The organism is Puniceibacterium confluentis (genome assembly GCF_007923445.1).
Lineage (GTDB): Bacteria > Pseudomonadota > Alphaproteobacteria > Rhodobacterales > Rhodobacteraceae > Puniceibacterium > Puniceibacterium confluentis.
In genome coordinates, this window is record NZ_VOJI01000008.1 from 29,808 (window position 1) to 51,560 (window position 21,753).

Here is a 21,753-nt window from a genome sequence, read left to right on the forward strand (position 1 = left end):
TGGGAACGTAGCCAATGTGGTTTCTTGTCAGCACTTCATTCAAACGAGCTTCTGGCAGCACGGAAGTCTGTTGCCAACCGGGCAGGGTAGGGCGGGACCCAATACGCTGAGCATGCGACTCTGAAGCGGTATCCCCACACTGGTTGGCGTTCATGGGTGAGGCGGCCCGGGAGCATCGTGGATAATGGGGCTGACCCAAACATCCGATCAGAAATGCAAGCATTCGATGTCCACCGCGGTGGACATTAGGAAGCGATGCCTTCTGCGCTTGCCAGCCTTTTCAGCAAGAGCGACGGGTTGAACTGGTGTACGCGTCTGCCAAGTGTGAGGCTGTGGAAGTATGCGCCAAAGTTTCGAATACGCTGGCCGAGTTGAAGGAGTATGAAGATCGCACAAGACGCCTTTTGCGAACCGACCGTTTTCGCGGCCTTTTCGAATGTTGTGATGTGAATGCCCATCATCGGAGCCAATGTCCGGGCGTGATCTTCTACGTCTTTCCAGGTTCCAAGCCTGTTCGTCGAGAATGCGGTTGCCTGGTCGCAGACCGTGGTCAATGTCCGGACGTCCGGCGTGTCGGGGGTTGGCCTTTCTTCTAAATCTTTATCTTCTTTTTCTGAACTAGATTGATGCCGGACATTTTGTCCGTCGTTGGCGGGCAAACTGATTGCTTTCGGGGCGTCCACCGCGGTGGACATGAGGGCACATTCAGCCTCCGCGCTGGCGAGCAAGGCGCGATACTCAGCCTCAGACAGCTTCCGTCTGAGGGCTTTCCTGGCCTCTGGTACAAAAGTGCTTTCCGGCGAGACTTCCTCAAGGTGGGCGAGGCTGGTCAGAATCTGCTTGCGCAGGAAAATGCAGTCACGGCGTCTGTTCTCGAGCTCTTGGGCGATTGCCATCAGTTCGCTCGCACGTTCGATCAATGGTGAAAGAGACAGCCCGTAGCTGATGCTTTGGCCGTCGGATGAGCGGACGCGATAGCGTTTGCGGTTCGGACTGTCATGGCGGGTCATGAAGCCAAGGTCGAGAAAACGATCAATGTGCCTGCGCAGGGTTCTTTCATCGATGCCGCCGACACGGCGGCAGATCTCGAAGTTGGATGCAAATACCGTCTCGCCGTGACCTGGCTTGAGAAAGCTGATCATGGCCTGAAGCGTTTGCATATGGCCGGACCGCAACCCGAACTGGGTGTGCGAGTCCCTGAGAGCCCTGAAGATGGCCCAGATGTCGGTTCCAGCAGTCAAAGCTGTATCGTCAGCGGCCGGGCAGGCCGCATTGCGTCTGGTCGTCAGTTTGGTGAATGTCATGGTTTCATGAACGAGGGCTGCCTTGCCCACAACTTCCCCGTCTCTTCCCGCAACGTTGCGCGTGAAAAGGCCATAAAAAGATGTCCACCGAATCGGTGACTCTTGACGTCTATGCTGGAGGTTGCTACATCATAGGTGCAAAACTGATGATGAGGGCTCTCCGGGGGAAACTTTGGGGGGCTCTTTTCTTTCTGGCCTTCGCTGCTCTCCTCTGCTCGTGTTTCTTGTTATGGCCGGGTTCAGGACCCAGAGCCGCTTTCATCCTGCCATTGAGCAAAGACCTGGCGAAGCATGGCCTCGGCGTGCTCTTCGACCCACTGACTGAATTCCGGGTTGCTCTTGCGCGTGATCTTGATGGCAACCGAGCGCCCATCACTGGCAAGCGTGGCGAGCGGCGCACCGCTTGCGTCTCTGACAACAGTGGGCTGAGCCGGAGCCGTACGCTTGACCGCGCCGCGTGCCTTGCTGGAGGCCGCATCAAAGACGGCCTGAAACTTCTCGGGGCTGGGCGTGTCGTCTTTCACGCGCGAAAGTATCTCTCGTGCGACGTCCACCAGAGGCGCCTTCTCGGACAGCGCGGCCAGATCCCCCCATTGGCGTCGCCCGATGCCATGTGCAGGCCCGATGAGCCGGATGAGCTCGTATGGCAGCTGGTCGATCACCACGCGGTGATTCGACACGCCTTGACGTGTCAGGCCCAAAGCGTCCTGAATGACGCCCGGTTTATAGCCGGCTTCCTGCATCTCTTTGATGAAAAGAGACTTTTCGATGAAAGAGGGGTCAAGCCGCAGGTTGTTTTCCTGGCCTTGCGCGATCAGAGAGGCGTCGTCGTCCAGTGTGCGCACAATCGCTTTGACGGTACCGCCGACCTTTCGGATCGCGGCGAGCCGACGGCGGCCGTACACCACACGATACCGCTCGGGCTTGTCTGAAGGGCGGACCATGATCGGCACTTGCTGGCCGTGTTTGCGGATGCTCTCGGCCAGTTCGTCGATGCTGTGGTCTTCCAGCGCCAGGCGGTCGCGCAGGCCGTCCATGTCGATCCGGTCAGGGTCGATGTCGCGGATCGAATTGGCCGTGATCTCGCGCAGGGAATCCCGCAATCCGCCGACAGAGCCGGGAAGCTTGCCGGATTTCGCCGGGGCAGGGGGGGCGGCCGGGGAATCGGCGGCCACTTTCGGGGTCTGGTTGAATATGTTGCGGGCCATCAGCGACGCCCCCATGCCAGCTGGATCGTCTGTTCCAATTCGTCCGCAACGCTGTTCACGCTCGTCAATGCCCGGTCAAGCGTCTTGCGGATGAGCTGATTGGGATCGACCTCGTAAATGGTCTGTTGCGTCATGCCGGCATCAGAGATGGCGGTGGATTTCAGCATCGGTTCCGTCATCACCTGCCCTGCGAGAATGGAGCGGAGATATCCGGCCATCTGTGTCTGCGGACCGTCGGACGGTTCATACCGCGTGACCAGAAACTTGACAAAATCCCAGGTGACGCGTCGCCCGATGGCCTCTTCAACAGCTTTAATCGTCTCGGAGGCGAGCTTGAGGAACTGGCTCATTGACGCGATGTCGAGCATGCCGGGAACAACCGTGACCAGCAGGCCGGTCGATGCCGACAGCGCGGTCAGGGTCAAAAAGCCCAATTGCGGCGGACAGTCGATCAGAACGATGTCATAGTCGGCATCGACCTCTTCCAGAGCCAGGGCCAGACGTTCGGCAAAGATCGGCTGCGCCCTGCGCGATAGCGCATTCGCGGTCTCGGTTTCGTACTCCGACAGCATCAACCCGGCCGGAACCATGTCGAGCTTGTGAAAGTAGGTCTTCTGGATGACGGCCGAGAGCGGAACCTGGTCGTCGTACCGCAAGGCATCGTAAATGGTGCCGCCGTCCGCGAACTCCAATTCGGGACGGAAGCCGAAGAACGTGGTCAGACTGGCCTGCGGGTCGAGATCAAGGACGAGAACCCGATACCCACGCAACGCAAAACGCTGCGCCAGGTGGATTGTCGCCGTTGTCTTGGATGAGCCACCCTTGAAATTGACGACGGAGATCACCTGGAGACGATCACCGTCCCGGCGGCCGGGACGGTAGGCGTCGGCATTCTTTCCGGTGCGACCCAGGATGTCGCGCAACGTATCGACTTCTTCGGCGCTGTAGAACCTGTGGCCGCGGTTGTCGGTATGAACCTCGGGGAAGCTCCCGTCTTTGTGGCGATTGCGCAGGTTTGACGTACTGACCCGCAGCACGCTCGCGACCTCGGTCGAACTGAATCGCCTGAGCGATTTGCGCTCTTCAGGCTCGAAGGCAATTTTCATCTGCCGATCGAGCGACGCCGCCAGGTTGTCGGCAAAGTCTCCGATGTCCGAAGAACCTATTCCTTGCGCAATTCCAGCGTTAGGGTCATCCATCTACTGCCGCCTCTCGTGGCCTTTTCAAAGGCTCTTTGCATTTTGACGATCAAAAGCCCACCTGACGCGGTTTGCCGTCAGAATGGAAATGCCACGAACGCACATTTCCGGCAAGAAGAATCTAGATCAGGTGAAAAAGTTATCCACAGCCTCTCGTCTCATTGCTGAGACTTGATCTGGTTAAGGCATTGAAAACAAAAAATTAAAGCAATTCATCTGCGCTGCCTGCCATTCTTGGGAAATTTGGAGTGTTGGCAACCCGGGCCCTGCGCTGCGCTGGAAAGATCACTGTTTCAAAGCCGGAATCCAAATGATTCCTTGGACTTGACGGCTACAGGGTCTGTGCGTCCCGACCCCTGAGGGGAAATCACAAGTTGTCAATCACGGCTTTGATTTTTACGGGACGCGTGGAATTTTCTATGGGATGCGCGGACTCCGATGCGCCCCGTTCTTCGGCCCGGCGCAATATGCGACGCTGGGCTTCGCAGGGCCTCGTCTGGTTGCGCTGATCCCGGAAGGGAGCGGGCGCCTTGCGCCCTTCCGGATGGCGGTGGCCACCACTCGGTGAACATCGGTTTTCGGTTCTTCTGACGCGCAGCGATGGGGTCGTCGCAGGTGCACACGAGCGCAAGCGCAGAGGCAACCACGTCAAGATGGGTGGTCAGATCGCTGAACTCGAACTGCCCGCCCAATTGCTTGATGAACCGCACCGACCGTGACGGCGCTGCGGCCAGTTTTTCGGCGTAGCCCGTGACCTCCTGGCAAAAATGTCATCGGGAAAGACATGGGTGACGAGACCAAGCGCTTGCGCATTGGCGGCCTCGACCCAGCGGCCGGTCCAGAGCAGATCGAGGGCACGGTCCACGCCGACGATGCGGGGCAGGTACCACGCCCCGCCCAGACCAGGTACAAGCCCGAGCTGCGCACAGGTTTCTGCAAATCTGGCGGAGGCCGCCTTGAGGCGGATATCGCACATGAGCGCCACATCCATGCCGCTTCCAGTGGCGGCGCCGTTTTCGACGCTGAACAGGATCTCATCGGGCATTGTGCGGTCCAATCGGCTCAGGTGGCGTTGCGGCAGCGGTGCATGAAAGTCACTGTCATGCTTTGCACGATGTCGTTGTGCTGATTGACGAATTCCCGCTTCAAAGTGACCACGTCACGATCGGGCTTGGACGTTTGGCGCTTTTCCTGCACGATCAAGCGCATGTGCAGCGTGTCGCCGTGCTTTACCGGTTTGTACATCCGCCCCTGGTCGAATCCGCAGCGATGGCATTCGCCGCATGGTGCAGCATCACTGTGGGTGAGGCTCCACCGACGATGATCGAAGCCGCGAACGTCGGGGCGATGCCGAGATTTTCCGCCAGCACCGAACCCGGCATGAAATACGGTTCGGTAGAGGAACAGGCTGTCAGCAACCCGTCGATTTCAGCGTGGCGGATTCCGGCATCGGCAATGGCCCGGCGCACGGTCCGGGCGTTCAGCCCGAGTCTCGTCATATGCTGCAGCTTGCCTGTGTCGCTCTCACCAACACCGACAATGACTGCTTTGCTTCGAAGGGTCATGGAACATCCTCAGTATCTGCCTATGTCGTCCCACGCCACGGCTTTTCGGCCAAGTGTTCCCGTCGTCTTGCAAATCACATGCCGCGACGCCGACTGGATGCGGCGCGGCGGTAGGCATTACGATTGCGTCATTGGGATGGCCTGTTGCTCAACGAGCCGTTTCAGAAAATCCAGAGAAACCGTCTGCCATTCCTAAAGTCCTGGCCCGAGGAGACCGGGTCCCCACATAACTACAAACGCGTTTCGGATCTGTATTGCCTCTGGCCCGAACCAGCGGATCACCGGACTTGGTGCACCCGGCTTTGGGGCATCGGGCCGTTGCCTGACGGTCCGCTGGGGGAACCGGACGCCCGGCAGTCCGGAAAATCGGGCGGACGGAATGTTACCAACTTCTCTGAACCCCTGCTGGAACGTCCGCGCCGTGTCTTTTGCTGCCAGTGCCAGAGGTGATGCCGATATCCGGCCCGGTGCGACCGTATCGGTGTTCAAGACCAGGGGGCAGGGGGTTCCGGTGCGGATGTACGCGCCGATTCTGCGCCGGTTGACCCTCAGCCCCGCCGACGGGAATGGCGCCGTTGTGTCGGCTGTCCTTGGCTCCGACCTTATGGAAATTCGCCTGCCGTGCCGGAATTGCTTCGGCAGGGCAGGGCAGACGGATTTGGTCCGGGTGAACGCTTGGATCGATTCCGCGCACAACTTGCGGCCAAAACCGGATTGTTTGAATCCGCCCATCGGCATGACCTGATCGGCCTCGGCATAAGTGTTGATCCAGACGCGCCCGGATTTGAGACCACGCGCCATGCGATGGGCCCGGTTGACATCCCGGGTCCCGACCGCGGCCGCGAGGCCGTAGAGCGTGACATTGCCCTGCCGGAGCGCTTCTTCCTCGTCCTAGAATGGGATCACTGACAGCACGGGGCCAAAGATCTCTTCGCGAGCAACGGTCATCTGGTTGGTGACGTTGCCGCAGGCCAGCGCAGTTGCCATCCTGATCGCGGCGGTCGTGAAAGGGGGCATTCCACGCGATGATCAGACCACAGACCCCATCGGCTCGCGCAGGGCATAGATGAAGCGGGTCGGATCGGTGGGGTTCGTCGTGCAATAAATCTTGGTTGGCCAACCCGCATAATACCGGAAACACTGAACGGCATTGGCCATTGCCCCGGTAATCGCGCTCAGCGGCGTGCCCATGTCCAGCGTCTCAAACTCGGCCAGTTCCGCCGCATGTTTTTCGATCTGGTCTGCGATCTTCGGCAGCAGGTTTGTGCGCCAATGCGGCGACGCATTGAACCAGGATGGGTCTTCGAAGGTCCGACGCGTTGCGGTGACGGCCAGATCGACATCCGCCGCATCGCCAAGCGCGATATCGGCCAGGGCCTGCTCGGTCGCGGGGTTGAAGGACGTTGTGGTTTCGCCGGAAATCGAGTCGACCGACTTACCGCCTATAATCGGTTTTTAGGGCCCGACAGGCGCACATTCGGAACCCGCGCCGCTGCGTCCAGGTCGGATGCGGTGGCACGAATCCTGCCGCCCGGTGGTCGCCTCGACACCGGTCGAGCCACAAGATGCCGAAGGCCGGTTGCGAAATGTTCCGATGGCCGCCCGAATACTTCGAAGACTGCGCAGGACAGGTAACAGACCGGAAATCGGATGGCATCTCACCCGGCTTTGTCGCGAAACTGCACCGAGGCGAGTGACCTCGGGAACCCGGCGTGATGTCTGGAAGCCATGGGGCGCTGCCCCCCGACGGGTAAGGCCACGATCCGGTTTCTTAACGGGGGATTGCCGCGGTCACAGGAAGCGGTGTCGACGCCGTGTGATCCCCGGATCATCCGGGTGCGGCCGCCGATCAGCGGGCGGCGCTACGCGAACAACGCCGCCAACCGGAGCATTTTTGCCCCGAACAACCTATGGGAGAAACGCTTGTTCCAGACTAGAAACAAAGCCAGAGTGCCCGGACTGGCATTCCACGTGAGATATTTCATCTGACAGTCCGAGGAGATTATTTGTAATGACAATTCCTGCGCCTCCGGACCTATCCACCGATCTGCTGTCGCTCCTGGACAGCGAGGTCAATCGGCGGTGGAACGGCGCCGAGCCGCATGGAACACCGGTGGTGGTAAGTTATTCGTTTCTGGATGCCGTGCCCGCCTATTCGCCGGACATTCCCGGTTTTGAACCCTTCGGAGCGGAGTATCACGACATCATCAGGGGTGCTCTCGACGTCTGGGACGACGCCAGCGGGATCACATTCGTCGAAGTGCCGGTGGGAGTCTCCGCTGAAATCACCTTCGGCATGCGCGACATGACCGGACTGACCAATGCCAACGGCAATCCGACCAGCGGGTATTCGTCGCGACCGCTCGTCTATTCCACTTTATCTGCCGATGGCCTGATTTGCTACAACCGGCAAGAGGATACCCGCGGCGATGTCTGGATGAATGCCGAATACTACGGCGACTCGCCTGCCAGCATGGCTCCTGGGGTGCGCGGCTATTCCATACTGCTGCACGAGATCGGCCATGCGATCGGGCTGAAACATCCCTTCTCTGGCGATGTGACCATCAATCCCTTTCGCGACAACGGATCCTACACGGTCATGTCCTATGATCGCCCCCGTTCGACGGTGTCTCTGGGGTCCCTCGACATACAGGCGACGCGGGTTCTCTACGGTCCGGACCTGCCGCAGAACGTTACTTGGGACCCCGTGCAAAGCGCATTGGTCCAGATCGCCCCCGATGGCGGCGGTGCCTTGTTCGCGCAGCCATCCAGCGACATCCTGACCGGCAGCGGGGGCGACGACCGGTTTCACGGCCTCGGCGCAGGGGACAGCGCAACGGGCGGCGCGGGAGACGACCTTGCCTCGCTGAACATGTTTTCCTGGGGGGTGACAGCGTCGCTGGAGGGCGAAACCTATGTGCTGGCGCTGGATGACGGCACGGTCAGGCTGAACGGAGTGGAGCGGGTCCAGTTTCTGGACCGGACAGTCGATGCGGCCGAGCTGCTTGGCCCCGGCGAGGTGATCGAGGGTACAAGCCTGGCGGACAACCTGACCGGGACCGACCGCAGCGACTCCCTCTACGGCTTTGCGGGCGATGACACGCTGTCAGGCGGGCATGGCAACGACCACCTGGAAGGCGGTGATGGTCACGACATGCTGATTGGCGATGCTGGGAACGACCGACTGGTCGGCGGGCCTGGGAATGACGTGATCAGTGGCGGTGACGGCGGCGATCTGCTGGAGGGCGACCTTGGTGCGGACGTGCTCGCGGCGGGGCCCGGGAACGATACGATCAGCGGCGGCGACGATGATGACATGATCGGCGGCGGCACGGGCGACGATCTGATCCATGGCGGCGACGGCGCGGACACTATCGGTTCTGGAGGCGGCAACGATACCGCAGACGGCGGCCTGGGGGACGATATCGTCAACGGTGGTCCAGGGGACGATTCCACGTCGGGCGGCGCGGGCAACGACACCATGGGCGCCTCATTCGGCAACGACACCGTGACAGGAGAAGACGGCGATGACAGCCTTGGCGGCGGCACCGGCCGCGACATGCTCCAGGGCAGCGCGGGCAACGACGACCTCGGCGGCGGAGAGGGCGATGACCATGTGGCAGGTGGCATTGGCGACGATTTCCTTGCCGGCGGTGGTCGCAACGATGTTGTCATCGGCGGCGCTGGCAACGACGTCTTGAACGGTGGCAGCGGAGACGACACGCTCACCGGGGGCATCGGCGCGGATCTATTCGTCTTCAACAGCTTTGTCGCCTCGGAAGTGGATCTGATCACCGATTTCGAGGATGGCATCGACACCTTCCGCATGACCGGAATCGACAGTGCACCGGGCGCGGGTCTTCAAGGTCGGGTTGATGCGCTGAACATCACCGATGTTGTGATCGACGGGCAGGAGGGGGTCACGATGACGTACCGCGGGCATGTCGTCACTGTGATCGGCGTGGCCGCAGCCGGGTTGGGGACCGAGGATTTCGTCTTTGTCTGATGTCGGGCTATGGCGGGGTGTCAGTGTGGCCTGGTCGGCGTCAGGCCATCGCCAGGGCCGGTACTGTGCCGCTGCACCGCTTGGCGGTGATCGCGCCCGCGACTTTCCGGCACCGGCCCGGCGGCTGAAGCGGTCGGCCCGGTCCGCTCACCCTGCGATCAAGGGGGCCATGACCGACAGCAGATACAGGCGCCATGAACTCATCGGCGCGGTCTGACCTTCTGGCCCGGACATAGTCAGTCCTAGTTCGCTCCGCCAGATGCCTGGGCTGAACAGGTGATCCTTTCTCCGCTATCCGCATCAAACACGTGCAGTTTGCTGCGATCAAGACGCAGCGAAAGCTTCATGCCGCGGGTGACCTGCGTTTCAGGGCTCAGTCTTATCACCGCGGTGATGCCGGCAATCCTGGCCGAAACCATGGTGTCAGACCCCAGCGGTTCGTAGACGTCGACCTGGGTATGCACATCCGCCATTTCGTATGCGCAGAGCGAAAGCGCTTCGGGCCGGGCGCCGAGGTGCACCCTGGCACCGTCGGGGGCGGCGATCTGCGCGAAGGGCAGGCGAATCCCGTCGATGTCCACATGGGCGCCGGTTTCCGACTGTCGCACCGTGCCGTTGAAGATGTTCATCTGGGGCGAGCCGATAAATTCCGCCACGAAACGATTTGCAGGCGCGTGGTAAAGGGTGAGCGGCGGACCTTCTTGCAGGATACGTCCCTCCTTGAGGATCACCACCCGGTCGGCAAGCGTCAGCGCTTCGACCTGATCGTGGGTGACGTAGATCGTGGTGCGGCCCAGCAGGCCGTGCAGCCGCTTGATCTCGGTGCGCATTTCGACGCGCAGCTTGGCGTCCAGGTTCGACAGCGGCTCGTCGAACAGAAACGCCGAAGGGCGGCGGACGATGGCACGTCCCATGGCCACGCGCTGACGCTGTCCGCCTGACAGTTCTGCGGGACGCCGGTCGAGCAGGTTTTCGATCTGGAGCATTTGCGCCGCCTCGGCGATCCGCGCCTTGCGGTCGGTCTGGCTGGTCTTGCGCATCTTGAGACCGAACCCGATGTTGTCGGCCACGGTCATGTGCGGATACAGCGCGTAATCCTGAAACACCATTGCGATGTCGCGGTCGCGCGGTTCGACCGCATTCACAACCTTGTCGCCAATGTAGAGACGCCCGTCCGAGATGTCTTCGAGCCCGGCGACCATGCGCAGCAATGTCGATTTTCCGCAGCCCGAGGGACCGACCAGAGCCACGAACTCACCATCTTCTATCGCCAGGTCGATACCGTGAATTGCCTGAACAGCTCCGTAGTTCTTGACGATCTTGTCCAGCGTGATCGTGGCCATCCGCCGCTTCCTCCCTCAGTGGTGCCACTCGATTTGGGCTTGCCAGGTTTCAACTTCTTATATTATCGTTATTGATAATGATAGCTGAAGGCAAGCGAGTCGATATGGCATTGGAGAATTTTCTCAAACCCACGACACCGGCATCGGGGCGGGCGGTCGCGTCGCGCCGGTCGTTTGCGATCTACACGCGGCTGCAGCGCGAAATCGTTCTGGGCATGCTGGCGCCGAGGTCGACACTCCTGGAACTGGAGCTCGCCAACAGGTTCGAAGTCAGTCAGGGGACCGTCCGCGAGGCGCTGCTTTCGCTACAGGAAGAAGGGCTGGTCCATCGTCAGGCACATCGGGGCACCACCGTCGCCGATTGCCGCGCCGAGGATGCGGAAGAACTTATCCGGTTGCGGCACGACATCGAGTGCCGGGGTGTACGGCGGGCGATTGCACGCAATGGCGCCGCGCTTGCCGATGCGCTGCGGGGACATCTCGAAGCGATGCAGAAGGCCGCCGAGGCAGACGACGAATACCTGCTCTCGGTGCATGACCGCGCCTTTCATTCCGATCTTTTCGCCCATGCGGATCTGCCGCCGGTACAGCCGGTTCTGGCCCGCGCGCTGGTCCATGCCCATCGCTACAAGATCCTGCACCCCGACCAGAGTCGCGATCTGAGGGAAACGGCGGACCGGCATCTTGCGATCATGGCGGCGCTCGAAGCGGAAGATGCGGACAAGGCAGTCGAGGCGTTGTCACATCACATCACCACCATCGTGGATTTCGGCCCCAGCATTCTGCGGGACAGGACATGAGCAGACCGCGCCCGTCAGCAGAGATGCAGGTCATTCTGGATCGTCTGGCGGCCGAGGATGCGGGCCTGCCCGACCCCACGCTGCTGCCTGCAGACAAGGGCAGGGCGCAGGCCGCCGCCGGCAATCTTCGCTGGAACGCGGACCTGCCGGAACTGGCACTGGCGCGCGACGTTTCGGTGAGCGGTCCAGACGGAGAGATTGCCTGCCGCATCCTGATGCCACAGGGAGCGGCGCGCGGCACGATCCTGTTCATTCATGGCGGCGGCTGGGCCTTCTGTTCCATGGCGACGCACGAACGCTGTGCCCGGGTGCTGGCACAGGAGGCAGAGGCCACGGTGGTGCTGTGCGACTATCGGCTCGCACCGGAATGCCCCTATCCGGCGGGGCTGGAGGATTGCCGCGCGGTCTGGAAGGCGCTGGCGGCGGGGCAGGGGCCGTTTGCGGAGTTGTCCGGCCCGTTCGCATTGTCCGGCGACAGCGCGGGGGCAAACCTCGCGCTGGCGCTGATGCTGGAGGATGCGCCGCGACCCGACTGCGGGCTGCTGTTCTACGGCGTTTACGGGGCGGATTTCGAAACGCCGTCTTATATCGACTGCGCCGACGGTCCGGGCCTGTCCCGGGACAAGATGCGCCGCTACTGGGATTGGTACACGCCAGAGAGCACGCGCCGCGATCCGCTGGTCGCCCCGCTGGCAGCGGAGGATGCCGCGCTGGCCTCGTTGCCGCCGCTGTACCTGAATGCCGCCGAAATCGACCCGCTGCGGTCGGATTCCGAGCGGATGTACCACCGCCTTTCGGCCCTGGGCCGCCGGGACAGATTCCGCCTGCACGGAGGGGTCGTTCACGGCTTCATGCAGATGACCATCGCGCTTGAGGAGGCGCGCAAGGCGCTGGCGGATGCAGGGGCGGCATTTCGCGACCTGACAGCCACGCCGACACAGACAAGGACCTGAGAAATTAACTGGGAGGAACGACAATGACGCATTTCAAAATCAAGCCGACCCTGATGGCGGCCATGCTGGCAGGCACCGCCCTTGGCAGCGGAGCGCAGGCGCAGGAGGTGAATTTCTGGTATCACTTCGACAATGCCGACAACCCGATGTCGACGCTGGTCGAAAAGTTCGAAGCAGAAAACCCCGGCATCACCGTAAACGCGGAAAACGTGCCGTGGAACAGCTATTACGACCAGCTGTACACCTCGATCGTGGCGGGGACGGGGCCGGATGCGGCGCTGGTCAAGCTGAACGCGCAGCCCCGGCTGATCGAGATGGAGGCGCTGGAGTCGCTGGACAACTGGCTGAAGGATTGGGACGGCACGTCAGAGATCCAGGACAACCTGCTGACGCTGACAGCGGCGGCCGATGGCGCGCAGTATTACCTGCCGGTGCAATACGTCGTGCTCTACCTCTATTACCGGGCCGACATGTTTGACGAACTCGGGCTGACCCCGCCGACCACCTGCGACGAATTCCGCGACGTGGCCACGGCCCTGACCCGCGACACCGATGGCGACGGGCAGACCGATGTCTACGGCTTCGGCTTTCGTGGCGGCAAGGGCGGGCATGATCACTGGGCCAGCCTGACCCTGTCGCGCGACGGCGTCGGCTTTGGCCCCAAAGAACTGACCTCCGATGCCGGCATTGCGGGCACGCAATTTGTGCTGGACCTGTTCCAGAAGGACAAGGTGTTCCCGCCATCGGCCCCGAACGACGGCTTCAAGGAGGTGATCGGCGGCTTTCAGGGTGGCACAACCGCGATGACGATCCACCACATCGGTTCGTCCGCCGGCATGGTCGAGGCATTGGGCGACAAGGTATCGGCGGTGCCGGTGCCGGAATGTGGCGGCGGCCACTGGACCGCTTTCGGCGATGAAAGCACGGCGGTGTTTTCCGCAGCGCAGGACAAGGAGGCAGCGTGGAAATGGATCAGCTTCCTGTCCAGCCCGGGCAACAACGCCGAGTTCAACAAGGCAACCGGCCAGCTTCCGGTGACCAAGGCCGACAGTGCCAGCTGGAACGTGCATGAAAAGCGGTTCGTGGATGCGACAGTGGCGTCGCTGCCGTTTGCGCAACTGCTGCCCAACACCAGCGAGACCGCGGATTTCACCAACACCGTCTGGCCGGTCGCGATGCAGCGCGCGCTGATCGGCGAGATCACCGCGGCTGAGATGAACGCCGAGATCGACGCGCTATACAACGACTGATCCCTGCCTTGGCGGGCTGCCCCGGCGGTCCGCCAGCTCCTTCAACCGGAAGTCAGCCCATGTCCGTCCAAAACGCTCCGCCGGTGCCATTGTCGCGCCGGGTGTTGCCCCTTGTCATGCTGTCACCCGCCGTACTGGTGACGCTGGCCATCGTGTTCCTGCCGATGCTGCAGGCGCTGTGGATGAGCCTGCATGACTATGTGCTGTTCCGGCCCAAGAACTTTGACTGGGTCGGTCTGAAGAACTTCGTCACCGCCTGGAACGACCCGGTGTTCTGGACCTCCCTGCGCCACACGGTGCTCTGGATCGCCATCACCGTGCCGGCGCAGATGCTGCTCGGACTTGCGACGGCGCTGCTGCTGAACCAGGATTTCCCCTGGCGTGGTCTGGCGCGGGCGCTGGTGATCATTCCCTGGGCGCTGCCGTCCGTGGTGATCGCGCTGATGTGGGTCTGGATCTACGATTCAAACTATGGCGTGCTGAACGATCTGCTGTTGCGCGTGAACCTGATCAAGACCTCGATCCCCTGGCTGGCCGACCCTGACACAGCGCTGTACGCGATCATCCTGACGCTGACCTGGCAGGGCTTTCCGTTCTTTGCGGTGATGATCCTGGCGGGGCTGCAATCCATCCCCAAGAGCTACTACGAGGCTGCGTCTATCGACGGTGCCTCGCAGTTTCGCCAGTTCTGGCACATCACCCTGCCGGGCCTGGCGGGCGTGCTGATGACGGCGACGCTGCTGCGGGTGATCTGGGTCGCGAATTCCATCGACGTGATCTTTGTCATGACCGGGGGAGGGCCGGGGTATTCGACCTACACGTTGCCGCTCTATGCCTTCATCAAGGCGCGCACCGGTCTGGATTACGGCTATGGATCGGCTCTTGCCGTCAGCTTCACGCTGCTGTTGCTGGGGTTTGTCATTCTCTACCTGCGCCGTGCCGGGAGGACCATCGCATGATGGTCCGCAACACTTCGAAACTGCGCCGCATCCTGACGGTGGATCTGCCGGTGGTGCTGATCCTGACCTTTACCCTGTCGCCCTACCTGTGGATGATGCTGACCTCGCTCACGCAGGAAAGCAGACTGTTCACCGACGGGCCATCGCTGGTCGGCGCGACGCTGGAAAACTATGTCAGGCTTTTCGCCACCGTCGGCTTCGGCGCGAACCTGCTGGACAGCTTTATCGTCGCGGTCGGCACGGTGATTGTCGGTCTGGCCCTGTCCGTGCCCGCGGCCTACGCCTTTTCGCGGTTCCGGTTCCGGGGGCGGCGACTGTTGATGCTGCAATTTCTGGTGATCAACATGTTCCCTCTGGTGCTGCTGATCCTGCCGCTGTTCATCCTGATGAAGACCCTCGGCCTTGTCGACACCTACGCCGCGCTGATCATCGCGAATTCGACCGTCGCGATCCCGTTTTCGGTCTGGATGATGACCAGTTACATCGACGGCATTCCAAGGTCGCTGGACGAGGCGGCGATGACCGATGGATGTACCCGGTTCGGGGCGCTGTTCCGGGTCGTGCTGCCGCTGTGCACGCCGGGGATCATCGCGACCGGTGTCTACATCTTCATCACCGCCTGGAACGAATACCTGTACGCGCTGACACTGGGCGGGCGCAGCGTCAAGCCGATCACCGTCGCGATCCAGACCCTGATCGGCGAATACCAGGTGGAATGGGGACTGCTGACCGCTGGCGGGATCGTTGGCGCGATGCCTGCCACGCTGCTGTTCCTCATCATACAGAAACGCCTGATTGCAGGCATGACCGCGGGCGCGGTCAAAGGATAAGGACTCCAGGTTTTGAAGAATCCCGTCGGCATTATCTCGATGCAGTTCGTGCGCCCCTTCACCGGCGCCCATTTGCATCTGTTCAGGGAAATCAAGGCCATGGGCTTTGATTTCATCGAACTGCTCGTGCCCGAACCCGAGGACGGCATCCATCTTGCCACCGTCCGTGACGCACTGGAAGAGGCAGGTCTTGGCATCGTGCTGGCGGCCCGCGTCAATCCGCAGCGCTCGATCGCATCCGAGGACAGGGCGGCGCGGCAGGGCGGTCTGGACTACCTGAAATCCTGCGTGGACAGCGCGGCGGCACTGGGGGCCACGATCATTGGCGGCCCGCTTTACGGCGAACCGATGGTCTTTGCCGGCCGTCCTCCGCTGCCGCGCAGCGCCGATGAGATGAAGGCCCGCGCCGACCGCATGATCTCCGGTCTGGCCGAGGTCGCGCCGCTTGCGCGCACGGCCGGTCAGGTCTTTGCGGTCGAGCCGCTGAACCGTTTCGAGACGGACATGCTCAACACCACGATCCAGGGGATCGCGCTTGTCGATGCGGTGGATGATGCGGGTCTCGGGCTGATGCTGGACACCTTCCACATGAACATGGAGGATCAGTCGATCCCTGACGCGATCCGTCTGGCGGGCAGGCGCACGGTGCATTTTCAGGCCAATGAAAACCACCGCGGCTTTCCCGGTACCGGCAACATGGACTGGCCCGCGATCATGCGGGCGCTGCATCAGGTCGGCTATTGCGGCCCGTTGTCCCTGGAGCCGTTCAGGCGGGACGATCAGCGCCTGGCCCTGCCGATCGCCCACTGGCGCGCCCCGGCCGAGGATGAAACGCCCAAGTTGCGCGCCGGCCTTGCGCTGATCCGCTCGGCGCTGGATTTTGCGGAGTATGCCCAATGACCCTGAACATCGGATGGATCGGCTGCGGCCGTCACGCCACATGGATGCTGCTGCCCCAGATCGGGCGCGCGGGGATGCGCATCGCCGCCCTGTGTGACCGCGACGCGGCAGCGCTGGCCAACACTGCGGGGCATTATGGCGTGACGCAGACCTATACCGACTGGCGCGACCTGCTGGAGCAACCGGGGCTGGATGCGATCTGCATGGCGGTCGGCCCCGGGGTGCATCATGCCGCGACCCTTGCCGCTCTGGACAAGGGGCTGCCGGTGTTCATGGAAAAACCCCCCGCCGCCACCCATGCCGAAGCGCAGGAGTTGCAACTAGCCTCCGAACGTACCGGTGTGCCGGTCTATGTCGGGTTCATGAAACGCTATTCAACCGGCAACAGGATCGCGCAGAACATCCTGCGCGGCCGGGACTTTGGCCCTGTTCTCGGGCTGACAGGCAGCTATATGACCGCTCCGACCTATTTTGCGGGCGAAGTGGACTACAGCGGCTTCTACCTGCACCATTGCGTGCATTACATGGATCTGATGCCCTGGCTCGCAGGCAGTCCGATCGCCGAAATGACGGTGCGCCGCAACACTCCCGCGCCGGGGCGGATCCTGTTTCACATGGGGTTCAGTTGCGAAAACGGCGTGATCGGCAATGTGGTCATGGGCACGGTCCAGTCGCGCGGCACGCCGATGGAACAGATCACGGTCATGGGTGACCACAACCGCATCGAGGTCGACAACGTCATCCACGTGGCCTGGCACCGCGATCCGCAATTCAAGGCCGAAGACCCCCTGGCGGTTCTGGATGGGGCTTCTGACAGCCTTGTCTGGCAGCCGAATTTCACCGCCGCCGCGAACGAGGATCACAAGGGCTATGCCGCGCTGATGGCGGATGTCGCAAAAGGGTTGTCCGGCCAGCCGACAGCGGCCCCGGTGATCGCGGACGGGGTCACGGCGATGGCAAACCTTGAACGCATGATAGCGGGGCTCGAGGGCATCTAGGAAGGTCGGCGTGCCGTCGGCGGGCCCGGATGGACGCGGCCGTCGAACAAAAGCCGCGCCGTGCGCATTATCCCGGCCTGCGCGACCGAGCCGCTTACGGTGCGGCGCAGAATGACCTCCACCGTGCCGGTCGGGTGCGCGATGCGGAACATGTCGCCGTCGGGCAGGGTCGCCAGCCGGCCTGCCGGCGATCCCGCCAAGGTGCAGGCGGTGGCAACCGTGACGGCGGCAAACACCCCGATGGTTGCATGACAGCGGTGCGGGATGAACGACCGTGTGGCGATCGCAGCGCCGTCGGCGGCGCTGACGAGGGTCATCTTCGGAACGCTCTTGTCGGTCACGTCACCGAGGTTCATCAGCGGGCCCGACTGCAGCCGGATCGACTCCAGCCGTTGTTTCAATGTCGAATTTGCGTCAAGCGCTGCGCGATCCTCATCGCCCGCGAGGCCAAAGTCGCCAGCGGCCATGACGACGCAGGGCATTCCGTTGTCGATCAGCGTGCAGTCAATGCCGTCAAGGACATCGACGGCGCTGCCCGAGGGCAGCAAGGCACCGCAGGTCGACCCGGCAAGACGTTCGAACAACAAAGGCACGGCGGCATGTTGCCCCGGCACGCCGTCTATCCGAGTGGTGCCGCGATAATTGACCCGGCCCTCCTGCGTCTGGATCGTGGCGGTCGCGACCTCGCCGGTGTTCACCATATGGATCCGCACCGCCGTCTCGTCGCCCGCCACGGCGACCAGCCCACGTTCGATGGCTGCGGGACCGACCCCCGCCAGGATGTTGCCGCAGCCCTGCGCGCCGCTGACCAGCGGCTTGTCGACGAAGACCTGCAAGAACAGGTAATCCACATCCGCATCGGCACGGCTGGCGGGCGCCAGCACTGCAACCTTGGACGTCAACGGGTCCGCCCCGCCGATTCCGTCGATCTGGTTTTCATCCGGCGACCCCATGACGCGCAGCAGCACGCTGTCCCGCGCAGCGGGTTCGGCAGGCAGGTCGGAGGCGAGGAAATACGCCCCCTTGGAAGTGCCGCCCCGCATCCACAGGCAGGGGATGCCGTCAGACATATATCAGCCCCTTTTCGGCCAGCCGGGCGCGCATGTCATAAATGTCGAGGCCCAGTTCACCCGCCGCCAGCCGGGCGCGCTTGGACTCTTCCAGTGCCAGGCGCGCCCGGGTCTTGTCCAGCACCGCGGCAGCGTCGGCCTGCCGCACGACGCAGACGCCGTCGTCGTCGGCCACGATCACATCCCCCGCGTGGATGGTCTGACCGGCACAGACGATGGGCACGTTGACTGACCCCAGCGTTTCCTTGACCGTGCCCTGGGCGCTGATGGCGCGCGACCAGACCGGAAAATTCATCTCGGTCAGATCGCGAATGTCGCGCACCCCGGCATCAATGATCAGCCCACGGCAGCCACGGGCCTGTGCAGAGGTCGCCAGAAGATCGCCGAAATAGCCCATGTCACAGGGGGCTGTCGGTGAAAGCACCATGACATCGCCGTCCTGCAATTGCTCGATGGCGACGTGGATCATCCAGTTGTCGCCCGGGGCCGCGCTTATCGTGACGGCGGATCCGGCGGTGCGCGCGCCGGTGTAGATCGGGCGCAGATGCGACGCGAGGCAGCCGATCCGGCCTTGCGCCTCGTGCACCGTGGCGACGCCCGCAGTCCCCAGGGCGTCGATGACAGCGCGGTCGGCGCGGGGAATGTTCCGGATCACCTGATGCATGGTCAAATCTCCTTTGGCACAGGGGGCGTGCCGTGGGTGTGGAAGGTTTCAATGGTCTTGAGCCCCCAGGCCTGACCCTTCTTGCGGTCGGCCTCGGTCCAGCACACAGGCTCCCAGTCCGGTGCCAGGATCAGCCGGGCGCCGGAGTTGGCCAGTTCCACGCGGTTGCCGGCGGGCTCCCAGACATAGAGAAAGAACGTGCCCTGAATGGCGTGCTTGTGAGGGCCGGTCTCGATATGCACACCATTCTGCAGAAAGATATCGGCGGCCCGCAGGATATCTTCGCGCTGGTCGGTGGCATAGGTCACATGATGCAGCCGCGCCCTACCGCCGGCATGCTCTTCGGTGCAGGCAAGGTCATAGGTCTTGTTGTTGACTGTGAACCAACAGCCGCCGATGCGTCCATTGTCGAGCTGGATCAGCTCGGTCACGCGGCTTCCAAGACAGGTTTCCATGAAACGACGGAATTCGGCGACGTCGGAGGCAAGCAGGTTGAGGTGATCCAGCCGGCGGGGGGCGGCCCCGGTGAAGGCAGAGGCCGTGTTCTTCAGCGCGGCGCGATCGTCGTTGTCCTGCGCCGTGTACCAGACGGTGTCGTAATACAGCTCAAAGACATGCCCGAAAGGATCTTCGAAGCGAAAGGCGCGGCCATGACTTTCGTCGCCGTCGATCCAGCCGAGCACCTTGTACCCCGAAGCCTCGACAGCCCTGACCCGCCGATCCAGGGCGGCGGGCGAAGCGGCGCGATAGCCGATATGAGCGACTCCGGTCGTCTCAGAACGCGTCAGCTTCAATGTGCAGAATTCATAGTCGTCCCAGGCCCGCAAATAGGCCGAGGTTTCGTCGCGTGCCGACAGCTTCAACCCGTAAACACGGGTGAAGAAGTCGAGACTTGCCTCGAACTTGTCGGTCAGCATCTCGACATGCCCGAGATGCGCGATGTCAAGGCAAGGTTCACTGGTCATGGGTTTCCCGTTCTCTCTGGCGCGACGGCGCCGCCGCAACACAAGACAATATCCGCGGCCGGTGCGGAAATGACTGGCGCGGTTCGGCAGGCGAACATGTGGTCTCTCCTTGGCAGTCGATGAGAGAAACACTGAAGCCCGCCGTGGCAACGGGCAATTCGAAAGGCCGTGTCCCATCATAAGTTTGTGCTATGGCGATGTGCGGATGGCAGTGGCGAAGGATGTCGGACGCCGAGGTTGCGAGCGCCAGCGGACGGACGCGAGGTGCCAAGGTGGGTCTGCAACGGTGCAGCCCCGCTGACAACCAATCAGGTGTGATGTGAATGTGTCGAGATCCGGGTCATGTACGGCGGAATCATCTTTCCGTAGCCGACCTTCCCGGGACCGCCCAATCGCAGTGCCCACCGCCTTGGGCAAAGTTGGCACGGGGGAGGCTTTGACGCAGAAAGGCGCCTTGCGGCGTGAAACTGCTGTGGCCTTTGATTTCATGAGACGCGGCCGATCTCGACTGTGCCGTGGGCGCTGAAGTGGTGGATGAGAGCAATGTGGATGAGGGTTCCGGCGGTCCGGCGGTCGTGATTGCGTCGCGCGCGCGGGCGGCGGCGCCGTCCTTCTGCCACCGCCACGGGCAGCAGCGAATTCCACAGCGCGGATGCGGAGGGGGTGCCGATGGCTGGAAGCCGCTTGCGCCATATGCGCCGCTCCTGGGCACCCAGCTTTCAGGACGGCATTCGCCGTCGCCCGCAAAAGGGAGTACAGCGGAACCGGGTCAGGCGGGGCGTGCCACAGGCTTTGCCAACTCGAACAGCCCCACTGGCACCGAGGTCAGGCCGTCGCACAGGATTTCCGAGGAATAGGCGGCAGTGTCGAGCGCCAGCGCCATTACGGCGCAGCGCGACCCTTCACTGTCCACCCTCCACAGGGCCGGGGTGTCGTGGGTGAACCGGATCAGGCCAAGGCTATAGTAGATCAGGAACAGTTGCACCAGCAGCGGCGTGCGGCGAATGGCAATCATGCAGGCGCGGGTAATATCCGACACCGCCCGACGGTGCGACGTGCGCATGAGGGCCAGGCCAGGCCCGAAGTGGAACCCGATCGCGACTGACAGCGCCGCCAGCGTAAGTGTCACCACAATCCTTTGAGCACGACGGGCACCGGCAGCCGGATGACATCAATCATGTCAAGTCCTCGATCCGGCGGACAGGGTGCGTTCGACCCGGCCCATCCCTCTCATGGTTTGCGGGCAAACCGCTGCCGGGCAGTGGATCGCCACCCGACAAAACAACCCGCGCCGCAGCGGGATGTCGGTAATGTCGCGACACCAGACCCGGTTCTGGCGCGTAATTGGCAGCTTCCTCGGCAGGTAAGGACAGATCGGGTGCTTGGTTAGGCTTCTTGCTGGTGTTGGGGCCTTTGTACCCTCTCATGCAGGTAAACATGCACTGCCGGGCGTCGGATGGCTTGAAGCCCCAAGACGCGCATCAGACGACGCAGGCGGTGACGACCGGCAGGAAACCCGCCAGGTGGCAGGGTGCCATCTGGCGGCTGCCAAAGAACGGGTATTTTGTGAACACCCGGTCGATCTCGGTCATCAGCTTCAGCGTTTCAGCATCTGTCCCAACCGGTGTGCAATACAGCGACGACCGGCCGATCTTCCGCAGCTTGCACTGCCGGGTCAGGCTCAGGACCGTATGATCCTTGCGGGGCATCGCTTTGCGTTCCCCCTCTCATCGGTACTG

General features: G+C 62.4%; 21 protein-coding genes and 1 pseudogene. 8 read left to right on the forward strand and 14 right to left on the reverse strand.

The genetic code is table 11. From position 1 onward, the window contains the following. Positions 1-245: 245 nt before the first annotated feature. From repC to FOY53_RS23435, 8 genes and pseudogenes are all read right to left on the reverse strand, one after another. Positions 246-1,304, reverse strand: coding sequence for a plasmid replication protein RepC (gene repC / locus FOY53_RS10540; protein WP_146588862.1), 1,059 nt, complete (start codon positions 1,302-1,304; stop codon positions 246-248). A gap of 239 nt (positions 1,305-1,543) precedes the next feature. Then, complete coding sequence (gene repB / locus FOY53_RS10545; RefSeq protein WP_146588548.1) at positions 1,544-2,527, reverse strand: plasmid partitioning protein RepB; 984 nt, start codon at positions 2,525-2,527, stop codon at positions 1,544-1,546. Continuing rightward, positions 2,512-3,711, reverse strand: coding sequence for a plasmid partitioning protein RepA (gene repA / locus FOY53_RS10550; RefSeq protein WP_146588550.1), 1,200 nt, complete (start codon positions 3,709-3,711; stop codon positions 2,512-2,514). The genes repB and repA overlap by 16 nt, the downstream gene beginning before the upstream one ends. A gap of 661 nt (positions 3,712-4,372) precedes the next feature. Beyond that, positions 4,373-4,849, reverse strand: a complete 477-nt coding sequence (locus tag FOY53_RS10555; RefSeq protein ID WP_146588553.1) for an enoyl-CoA hydratase-related protein — start codon at positions 4,847-4,849, stop codon at positions 4,373-4,375. Then, positions 4,774-4,956, reverse strand: coding sequence for a hotdog family protein (locus FOY53_RS10560; protein ID WP_146588555.1), 183 nt, complete (start codon positions 4,954-4,956; stop codon positions 4,774-4,776). The genes FOY53_RS10555 and FOY53_RS10560 overlap by 76 nt, the downstream gene beginning before the upstream one ends. Beyond that, positions 4,941-5,276 carry a thiolase family protein gene (locus tag FOY53_RS10565; protein WP_146588557.1) on the reverse strand — a complete coding sequence of 112 codons (336 nt, stop codon included), beginning with the start codon at positions 5,274-5,276 and terminating at the stop codon, positions 4,941-4,943. The genes FOY53_RS10560 and FOY53_RS10565 overlap by 16 nt, the downstream gene beginning before the upstream one ends. Positions 5,277-5,468: 192 nt before the next feature. After that, positions 5,469-6,293, reverse strand: a pseudogene (locus tag FOY53_RS24135) (aldehyde dehydrogenase family protein). 12 nt (positions 6,294-6,305) lie between these two features. Then, the gene (locus tag FOY53_RS23435) at positions 6,306-6,725 is read right to left on the reverse strand and encodes an aldehyde dehydrogenase family protein (protein ID WP_222435247.1); all 420 of its coding nucleotides are present in this window, start codon (positions 6,723-6,725) and stop codon (positions 6,306-6,308) included. A 562-nt stretch (positions 6,726-7,287) separates the two neighbouring features. Here FOY53_RS23435 and FOY53_RS23970 point away from each other — a divergent pair. Further along, entirely contained in the window at positions 7,288-9,282 is a 1,995-nt protein-coding gene (locus FOY53_RS23970; protein ID WP_146588559.1) for a matrixin family metalloprotease, read from the forward strand. Between the two features lie 242 nt (positions 9,283-9,524). Here FOY53_RS23970 and FOY53_RS10580 read toward each other — a convergent pair whose 3' ends face one another. Continuing rightward, on the reverse strand, positions 9,525-10,625 hold the full coding sequence (locus FOY53_RS10580) for an ABC transporter ATP-binding protein (RefSeq protein ID WP_146588561.1): 1,101 nt from the start codon (positions 10,623-10,625) through the stop codon (positions 9,525-9,527). A gap of 104 nt (positions 10,626-10,729) precedes the next feature. Between FOY53_RS10580 and FOY53_RS10585 the strand changes: the two genes are divergently transcribed. The 7 genes from FOY53_RS10585 to FOY53_RS10615 are packed head-to-tail and all read left to right on the forward strand — an operon-like array spanning position 10,730 to position 17,315. Beyond that, on the forward strand, positions 10,730-11,425 hold the full coding sequence (locus tag FOY53_RS10585) for a GntR family transcriptional regulator (protein WP_146588564.1): 696 nt from the start codon (positions 10,730-10,732) through the stop codon (positions 11,423-11,425). Then, entirely contained in the window at positions 11,422-12,378 is a 957-nt protein-coding gene (locus tag FOY53_RS10590; protein ID WP_146588566.1) for an alpha/beta hydrolase, read from the forward strand. The genes FOY53_RS10585 and FOY53_RS10590 overlap by 4 nt, the downstream gene beginning before the upstream one ends. A gap of 23 nt (positions 12,379-12,401) precedes the next feature. Further along, entirely contained in the window at positions 12,402-13,628 is a 1,227-nt protein-coding gene (locus tag FOY53_RS10595; RefSeq protein ID WP_146588568.1) for an ABC transporter substrate-binding protein, read from the forward strand. Positions 13,629-13,687: 59 nt separating this feature from the next. Next, positions 13,688-14,587 (forward strand): carbohydrate ABC transporter permease, encoded by a 900-nt coding sequence (locus tag FOY53_RS10600; protein WP_146588570.1) that lies wholly within the window; start codon positions 13,688-13,690, stop codon positions 14,585-14,587. Continuing rightward, complete coding sequence (locus tag FOY53_RS10605) at positions 14,584-15,417, forward strand: carbohydrate ABC transporter permease (protein ID WP_222435243.1); 834 nt, start codon at positions 14,584-14,586, stop codon at positions 15,415-15,417. The genes FOY53_RS10600 and FOY53_RS10605 overlap by 4 nt, the downstream gene beginning before the upstream one ends. 12 nt (positions 15,418-15,429) lie before the next feature. Next, positions 15,430-16,317, forward strand: coding sequence for a sugar phosphate isomerase/epimerase family protein (locus FOY53_RS10610; protein WP_146588572.1), 888 nt, complete (start codon positions 15,430-15,432; stop codon positions 16,315-16,317). Beyond that, positions 16,314-17,315 (forward strand): Gfo/Idh/MocA family protein, encoded by a 1,002-nt coding sequence (locus FOY53_RS10615; RefSeq protein ID WP_146588574.1) that lies wholly within the window; start codon positions 16,314-16,316, stop codon positions 17,313-17,315. The genes FOY53_RS10610 and FOY53_RS10615 overlap by 4 nt, the downstream gene beginning before the upstream one ends. Here FOY53_RS10615 and FOY53_RS10620 read toward each other — a convergent pair. The 5 genes from FOY53_RS10620 to FOY53_RS10645 all read right to left on the reverse strand — a co-directional run bounded on the left by FOY53_RS10620 (position 17,312) and on the right by FOY53_RS10645 (position 21,723). Beyond that, a complete protein-coding gene (locus FOY53_RS10620; protein WP_146588576.1) occupies positions 17,312-18,385 on the reverse strand; it encodes a 4-oxalomesaconate tautomerase in 1,074 nt (357 codons plus the stop codon). The two genes, FOY53_RS10615 and FOY53_RS10620, sit on opposite strands and share 4 nt — an antisense overlap. After that, on the reverse strand, positions 18,378-19,049 hold the full coding sequence (locus FOY53_RS10625) for a 4-carboxy-4-hydroxy-2-oxoadipate aldolase/oxaloacetate decarboxylase (RefSeq protein WP_146588578.1): 672 nt from the start codon (positions 19,047-19,049) through the stop codon (positions 18,378-18,380). Before FOY53_RS10625 ends, FOY53_RS10620 begins: the two co-directional genes overlap by 8 nt. A 2-nt stretch (positions 19,050-19,051) precedes the next feature. Further along, entirely contained in the window at positions 19,052-20,014 is a 963-nt protein-coding gene (locus FOY53_RS10630) for a VOC family protein (protein ID WP_146588580.1), read from the reverse strand. Positions 20,015-20,783: 769 nt separating this feature from the next. After that, positions 20,784-21,143 (reverse strand): ABC transporter permease subunit, encoded by a 360-nt coding sequence (locus FOY53_RS10640; RefSeq protein ID WP_186766571.1) that lies wholly within the window; start codon positions 21,141-21,143, stop codon positions 20,784-20,786. 352 nt (positions 21,144-21,495) lie between these two features. Beyond that, the gene (locus FOY53_RS10645) at positions 21,496-21,723 is read right to left on the reverse strand and encodes a hypothetical protein (protein ID WP_146588586.1); all 228 of its coding nucleotides are present in this window, start codon (positions 21,721-21,723) and stop codon (positions 21,496-21,498) included. Positions 21,724-21,753: the final 30 nt, after the last annotated feature.